The sequence below is a fragment of the Streptomyces sp. ICN903 genome, from assembly GCF_022015835.1.
GTDB classification, from domain to species: Bacteria; Actinomycetota; Actinomycetes; order Streptomycetales; family Streptomycetaceae; genus Streptomyces; species Streptomyces fenghuangensis.
Window position 1 is genome coordinate 1 of sequence record NZ_JAKMAY010000593.1, and the last position, 1,043, is coordinate 1,043.

The window sequence follows — 1,043 nt, forward strand, 5'->3', positions numbered from 1 at the left end:
GGACACCCCCGCCCCGCGGTCCCCGGGCCTCACCACCGCCGAGGTCGCCGAGCGCACGGCCCGAGGCCAGGTCAACGACGTCCCCGTGCGGTCCTCCCGCTCCACGGCCGACATCGTCCGCGCCAACGTCTTCACCCGCTTCAACGCCATCATCGGCGTCCTCTTCGCGATCATCCTGGTCGTCGGCCCCATCCAGGACGGCCTGTTCGGCTTCGTCATCCTCGCCAACACCCTCATCGGCATCGTCCAGGAACTGCGCGCCAAGCGGACGCTGGACAACCTGGCCGTCATCGGCGAGTCCAGGCCGACCGTCCGCCGCGACGGCTCCGCCGTCGAGGTCCGCACCAACGAGATCGTCCTGGGCGACCTGGTCGAGCTGGGCCCCGGCGACAAGGTCGTCGTGGACGGCACCGTCACCGAGTCCGACGGCCTGGAGGTGGACGAGTCCCTGCTGACCGGAGAGGCCGACCCCGTCCACAAACGGCCCGGCGACACCGTGATGTCCGGCAGCTTCGTCGTCGCCGGCGGCGGCGCCTTCACCACCACCAGGGTCGGACGCGAGGCGTACGCCGCCCAACTGGCCGAGGAGGCCTCCCGCTTCACCCTCGTCCACTCCGAACTGCGCAGCGGCATCAGCCAGATTCTCAAGTACATCACCTGGATGATCGTTCCTGCCGCGATCGGCCTGGTCCTCAGCCAGCTCCTGGTGGAGGACCACAGCGTCGACGAGGCCATCCGCCGCATGGTCGGCGGCATCGTGCCGATGGTGCCCGAGGGCCTGGTGCTGCTGACCTCCATCGCCTTCGCCATCGGCGTCATCCGGCTGGGACGGCAGCAGTGCCTGGTGCAGGAACTGCCCGCCATCGAGGGCCTGGCCCGCGTGGACACCGTCTGCCTGGACAAGACCGGTACCCTCACCGAGGGCGGCATGGACGTGGCCGAGGTCCGCCCGCTGGACGGCGCCGACCCCGCCCGCGTACGGCAGGTCCTCGCCGCGCTCGGCGGCAGCGACCCCCGCCCCAACGCCAGCCTGAAGGCCATCG

Annotated in this window: 1 protein-coding gene; it reads left to right on the top strand. The window is 71.0% G+C overall.

Features of this window, described 5'->3' with window-relative positions:
• A partial coding sequence (locus tag L7D48_RS29015; RefSeq protein ID WP_237884110.1) for an HAD-IC family P-type ATPase occupies window positions 1–1,043 on the top strand: 1,043 nt, incomplete at both ends.